This is a genomic window from Streptomyces sp. NPDC048606 (assembly GCF_040650855.1).
Lineage (GTDB): Bacteria > Actinomycetota > Actinomycetes > Streptomycetales > Streptomycetaceae > Streptomyces.
Genome location: NZ_JBEZIB010000089.1, coordinates 1 through 5919, shown reverse-complemented (window position 1 = coordinate 5919; position 5919 = coordinate 1). Strand labels below are relative to the sequence as shown.

5 protein-coding genes are annotated in these 5919 nt (G+C 76.5%); 2 read left to right on the top strand and 3 right to left on the bottom strand.

All coding sequences use genetic code 11. The annotated features are described in order from the left end of the window. Positions 1-130: 130 nt before the first annotated feature. From AB0D01_RS39445 to AB0D01_RS39435, 3 genes are all read right to left on the bottom strand, one after another. The gene (locus AB0D01_RS39445; RefSeq protein WP_363064208.1) at positions 131-286 is read right to left on the bottom strand and encodes a DUF6131 family protein; all 156 of its coding nucleotides are present in this window, start codon (positions 284-286) and stop codon (positions 131-133) included. Between the two features lie 107 nt (positions 287-393). Beyond that, entirely contained in the window at positions 394-1263 is an 870-nt protein-coding gene (locus AB0D01_RS39440) for a methyltransferase domain-containing protein (RefSeq protein ID WP_363064206.1), read from the bottom strand. 127 nt (positions 1264-1390) lie between these two features. Further along, positions 1391-2617, bottom strand: a complete 1227-nt coding sequence (locus AB0D01_RS39435; RefSeq protein WP_363064204.1) for a cytochrome P450 — start codon at positions 2615-2617, stop codon at positions 1391-1393. Positions 2618-2913: 296 nt separating this feature from the next. On the opposite strand from AB0D01_RS39435, the gene AB0D01_RS39430 reads away from it, so the two are divergent. Further along, positions 2914-4860 (top strand): acyl-CoA dehydrogenase, encoded by a 1947-nt coding sequence (locus AB0D01_RS39430; protein ID WP_363064202.1) that lies wholly within the window; start codon positions 2914-2916, stop codon positions 4858-4860. A 102-nt stretch (positions 4861-4962) separates the two neighbouring features. Next, on the top strand, positions 4963-5829 hold the full coding sequence (locus AB0D01_RS39425; protein WP_363064200.1) for a DMT family transporter: 867 nt from the start codon (positions 4963-4965) through the stop codon (positions 5827-5829). Positions 5830-5919: the final 90 nt, after the last annotated feature.

Here is a 5919-nt window from a genome sequence, read left to right as displayed (position 1 = left end):
GGCCCCCGGGCGCCCCCTCCCCACGTCGCCCCGCCCGCGCGCCGCCCCCGCGCCGGGGGGGCGGTCACCCCCCTTGGGGGGGTTCCCGGCCCGCCGGTCTGATGCGGTGAAGCGAGGGGCGGCAGGGCCGCTAGAAGTAGTGCTTGCGTCCGCCGACCGCGTGTCCCATGGCGCCGATGATCCACAGGATCGCCCCGACGACCAGGAGGATGACGCCTATCGTCCACAGGATGCTGATGCCGGTGACGAATCCGATGACGAGAAGGATGATGCCCAAGATGATCACGGTGTCCTCCTGATGCGGTGGGGCCCCCTGCCGACTCGGTTCTCTTCCGGCGTCTGCCCCGGATCACCGCTCGCACGCATGGCGGCGCGCATCCGATCGAAACAACCCTACGGAGGCCGCCGACCCCACACCGTGAGCATGCCGGGGGCCAGCTCGGCCAACTCCGGGGAGGCGAGGTAGGCCAGGGCTTCGTCGAGCGTGGCCGGGTCCAGCCCGCCGACCCCCAGCAGGTCCGCCCGCATGCGCCGCAGCGTCTCGATCCAGAAGGCGGCCAGGTGCCCGCCCGCCGTCAGGGGAGGGCACACCAGCTCGGCGGCGACGTCGTGCAGGCCCTCGGCGCGCAGGACGCGCGGCAGGGCGAGGCCCGCGCCGGTGTCCGTGCCGATCGTCGCCGCGAGGGTGCGCCACATGGCGTCGATCGTGGTCCGGTACGCCGACCCGGTGTCGGCCGGATCGGGGACGTCGAGGGCGTCGCTCAGGACCAGGTACCCGCCCGGGGCCAGCCGCTCCACGAGGCGGCCGACGAGCGCCCGCCGCTCGGGCAGGTGCATGAGGACGAACCGGGCGTGGACCAGGTCGAAGGTGCCCAGCTCCGTCTCGTCCTCCAGCCCCGTCGGACCGGTCGGGCCGGTCAGGTCCACCAGGTCCCTCAGGTCGGCCCGCAGGACGCGCAGCCCCGGTCCCGCGAGCGGTTCCAGCCGGCTCGTGTCCCGGTCCAGGGCCACCACCTCGCCGACCCCGACCTCGTGCGCGAGCCAGCGGGCCACCGTCCCGGTCCCGGCCCCCACCTCCAGGCACCGCAGGCCCGGGCCGACCCCGAGGGCGGTCAGCCGCCTCCGGGTGAAGGGGTCGTAGACGACCGCGGCGTGGTCGATGCGGGCGCCCTCCCCGGACTCCTCGGGGCGGAAGAGCGCCTCCCCGTACCGACCGCCGCCGTCCGCGTCGACGGGCCCGCGTTCCTCGGAAGCTGCTGCCACCGCCGGCTCCTCCCACCCGGGCGGCCCGGTGCCGGCCAGGGCCTCCAGGGTCGCCCCGGGCCAGGCGCCGCCCCCTCATTGCGCCGGTCGGGGGCGCGCCCGCCGGCCGCCGGGCCGCCCCGGCCGCTCACCAGGTCACGTGCAGCGCGGGCGGCGAGCGGTGGATCAGGGTGGGCCGCATCGACGGCGCCGGGTACCGCTCGTCCAGGCGCAGACCGGGCAGGGCACGGGTGAACAACTCCAGCGTCAGGCCCAACTGGGCACGGGCCAGTCGCGACCCCGGACAGTTGTGCGTGCCGTGCCCGAAGGCGAGGTGGCGCCGGTCCGGGGGGCGCCGGATGTCGAAGCGGTCGGCCCGCGCGTCGCGCCGTTCGTCCCGGTTGGCGGATCCGTACGCCACGAGCACGGCGGCCCCCTCCGGCAGCCGCGTGCCCGCGAGCGTCACCGGCCGGGTCGTGATCCGACGGAAGGCCTGGATCGAGGTGTCGAAGCGGGCGCACTCCTCCACCGCGGCCGGGGTCAACCCCGGGTCGGCGCACAGGAGCCGCCACTGTTCCCGGTCCGTGAGCAGGTGCAGCAGGGCGGTGGAGAGCAGGGCGCTCGTCGTCAGGAAGCCGGCGATCAGCAGGTTCTGCAGGTTGGCCACCAGCTCGTGGCGCTGTTCGAGGGTGAGGTCGCCGGTGCCGGGTGCCAGGGCGGCCACCAGGTCCGAACACAGGTCCTCGCGCGGATGGGCCCGCCGGTCGCGGACGTAGCCGTCCAGCAGGTGCTGGAGCGTCACGACGTCCTCGGCGGCGGCCACCTGCTCCGGCGGTGACAACGGCCGGAAGAACAACTCCTCGGCCCGGTAACCGCCGTGCACCGCCAGAGGGACGTCGGCCGCGTCCAGCCCGATCAGCCGACCGATGACCAGTCCGGGCAGGCGGCGGGCGTACGCCCCCACGAGCTCGGCCGAGTCGCCGGAGGCGAAGGCGTCCACCAGGTCGCGCGCCCGCTCCCGCGCGTACGGCAGCACCGCCGCCACCCGGCCGGCGGACAGCCCCCGGTTCAGCGGGACCCGCAGGCGGTGGTGGGCGGAGCCGTCCGAGGAGACCACGGTCGGACGCGGCCCGAAGCCGCGCGGAAGGACCCCGAGCGCCTCCTCCGACAGCGGGACGTCGGGCAGCAGGGAGTTCGCCGAGGAGAAGTCCTCGGCGCGTCGCAGGACCTCCCGTACGTCCGCGTCGCGCGCCACCAGCCAGGCGTCGACCTCCGGCACCCAGGTCAGCCCGTCGGCCCGGCGGGCGCGGGCGTAGAGCGGGTAGGGGTCGCGGTAGAACGCGTCCCGCGACTCCTGCTCGTGCCCTGCTGACACGGGATCCTCCGTCTCGGGGTTCGGCGCCCGCCGCCGCTCCCCGGCGGCGCGCGGTCAGTTCCCGGTGCGACCGGCATCCTGCCGGACCCGGGGCCCGACCGGAAGGGCGCCGGGGGCGGGCGCCCGGCGGAGCGGTGCGGCCCGCCCGTCCGTCCGACGGGCCGGGCGAACGCAGGACCGAAGCATCAAGATCGTTGCGCGGGCGGTGGGGTGTCGTTGTCCGAGACGTGTTGATCACCCACGAGAGTCACTTAAGCCCCACGGACCCCACAGACCCCACGGCGCGGAGCGGGCGCGTGGCGAGCGCCCCGGCCGGCGCCCTCGTCGCGGAACTGACCCGGGCCCTGTTCCGGGAAGGCCCCCAGGGCCCCGGAGCCGGACCGGCCGCGACGGCCGGGACGGCGGGCACCGCGTACGGGACCGAGGCCGCCGCGCACCGGTCCGAGGACGGCACCCAGCACCGGGCCACGCACCGGTCCGAGGACGCGGCCGACGTCCTGGTCGGCGGGGTGCACGGCCCGTGGCGGCGCGCCCTCACCCGCCCGGTCTTCCGCCGCACCGAGGGCCTGGACCCGCGGCGGCGCCACGAACTCGCCTACGCGCGGCTGCGCGCCCTGGGCGCCGAGGCCCCGACCACCCTGGCCGGCGACCCCCGGGCGCTCGCCGCCCTGCACGAGTGGACGTCCGTGGTCGACGGCGCGGCGGCCACCGTCGCCGGCATCCACTACAACCTCTTCCTCGGCAGCCTCCTGGACGACACGATCTCCGCCCCGCGCGACCTCGGCCCCTACCTGCGGATGGAGCGGACCGGCACCTTCCTGTGCACCGAGCGGGCACACGGCAACGACGCCGCAGCCCTGGAGACCACCGCCCACCACGACCCGGTCCGCGACGGTTTCGTCCTGCACACCCCCGGCCCCGGCGCCCGCAAGTACATGCCCAACACCGGGCCCGCCGGGGGGCCCAAGTCCGCCCTGGTCGCGGCCCGCCTGATCCTCGACGGCCGCGACGAGGGCGTCTTCCTGTTCCTCACCCCCCTCACCGGCCCGGACGGCCCGCTGCCGGGCGTGCGCGTCGAGGCGCTGCCCGATCGCACGGGCACCCCGGTCGACCACTGCGTGACCTCCTTCGACCGGCTGTGGCTGCCGCGCACGGCCCTGGTGCAGGGACCGCACGGACGCCTCGACCCGGACGGGGTGCTGCGCAGCGAGGTGGGCAGCGCCCGCCGCCGGTTCCTGCACGCGATCGGCCGGGTCACCGTCGGCAAGCTGTGCATGAGCGCGGCCACCCTCGGCGGCAGCCGCGCGGCGCTCGCCACCGCCGTCCGCTACGCCGGACTGCGGCACGTCTCCGGGCCGGCGGCGGGCCGCCGGGTGCCGCTGAGCGCGCACCGCAGCCACCGCGACCGGCTGCTGTCGTGCACGGCCCGGGCCTACGCCATGACCTTCCTGCACCGCGCCGTCACCGAGCGGTGGTGTGCGCACCCGCCCCGGGAGCGCGCCGAGGCGGAACGGAACGCGGCCATCGCCAAGGGGTGGATCACCTGGCAGGCCCGGGACATCGCCGTCGAGGCCCGCGAACGCTGCGGGGCGCGCGGCCTGTTCCCCGTCAACGGCCTGGCCGACTACCCGCCCGACATCGAGGGCGCCATCACCGCCGAGGGCGACAACCTCGCCGTGTGGTGCAAGGCCGGCGCCGAAATGATCTTCGAGTACGCCCTGCCGGAACCCCCACCACCCGCCGACGGAGGCGAGCGGCTCACCGACCCGGCCTTCCTGCGGCCCCTGCTGACCGCCGTCGAGCACGAGGCCCAGCGCCGGGCCCGGCGAGACCTGCGCGCCGGAGACCCCGAGGACGCCCTGGGCCGCTGGAACAACGCCGCGCCCGCCGCCCTGGAACTCGTCGCGGCCCGCGCCCACACCCTCGCCTCGGACGCCTTCACGGCCGCCGTGGAACGCACGGCCGACCCCGCGGCCCGGCGGGTGCTGGACGACCTCCGCGCCCTCTTCCAACTCCAGGCGCTGCGCCCCGCGACGGGACCCCTGCTGGCGGCCGGCCGGCTCACGGCGGCGCAGGTGCTCGCCTTCCCGGACGAGCTGCGGGCCCTGGGCGACCGCCTGGCCCCGCACCTCGCGGCGCTGACGGAGGCCTTCGCCGTGCCGGAGGAGCACCTCGCGGCCCTTCCCCTGCTGTCCGCCGCCGACCAGGGGGTCCGCGTACCCGACCCCACCGCCGGCGACTGACCGGCCGCGGCCGGTGGGCCGCCGGGGTCCGGACGGAGGAACGCGCCGGCCCGGCCGGGCCGGCGCGCGGCCCGACGGGCGGGGCCGGGCCAGGATCGGGCCATGGGTTTCGTCCTCCCGGTGTTCTTCGCCCTGTTCGCCGCCTTCAGCAACGCCCTGGCCACCGTCCTGCAGCGCAGGGCGGCGCTGACCGTGCCGCAGAGCGAGGGATTTCGCCCCGGTCTGATCCTCGACCTCCTGCGCCGCCCGGTGTGGGTGGTCGGGATCCTGGCCGTGATCGCGGCCGGGGTGGGGCAGGCCGTCGCCCTGGCCACCGGCGCGCTCACGCTCGTGCAACCCCTGTTCGTCCTGGAGTTGCCGCTGGCCCTGCTGATCGCCTCGCTGCTGACCCGCGACCGGCTGCCCGCGGCGGTGTGGCTCGCCGTCGCCGGCGTGGTGGCCGGACTGGCCGTCGCCCTCGTCGCGGCCTCCCCTTCCGGGAACCGCACGCACGTGCCCCCCGACCGGTGGGCGCCGGCCCTCGCGGGCTGCGCCCTCGCCGTCGTCGTCCTCGCCGCCACGGGCCTGCGACGCCCGCCGGGCCGGGCCCGCGCCGGATGCCTGGGCGCCGCCACCGCCGTCTGTTACGCCCTGACCGCCGCCCTGATGAAGTCCTCCGTGTCCGTCCTCGGCACGCGGGGGCTGCTCGCGTTCCTGACGCGCTGGGAGACGTACGCGTTCGCCGCGAGCGGGGTCTGCGCCCTGCTGCTGCTCGAACACGCCATGCAGGGCGGCCCGTTGGTGGCCTCCCAACCCGCGCTGACCCTGGGCGACGCGAGCGTCAGCGTCGCGCTGGGCGTGCTGCTGTACGAGGAACGGCTCCGGGCGGGCTGGTGGCTGCTGCCCCAATTGCTCGGCATCGGCCTGATCTGCGCCGGGGTGTTCGCCCTGGCCCGCTCCCGACCCGCCGACCCGCCTGGGGGGCCCTAGGGCCTGTCGTCAAACTCCTGTCGTCGCCCGGAGGGCGGCCCTGCGGCGTCTGGTGCGTGCTCTCGGCGTGCCGGGCGGAAGCACGTGTAC

Bases quoted from the DNA above. Each gene is read 5' to 3' on its own strand.
- AB0D01_RS39425 (WP_363064200.1), top strand. From the start codon at position 4,963: ATGGGTTTCGTCCTCCCGGTGTTCTTCGCCCTGTTCGCCGCCTTCAGC.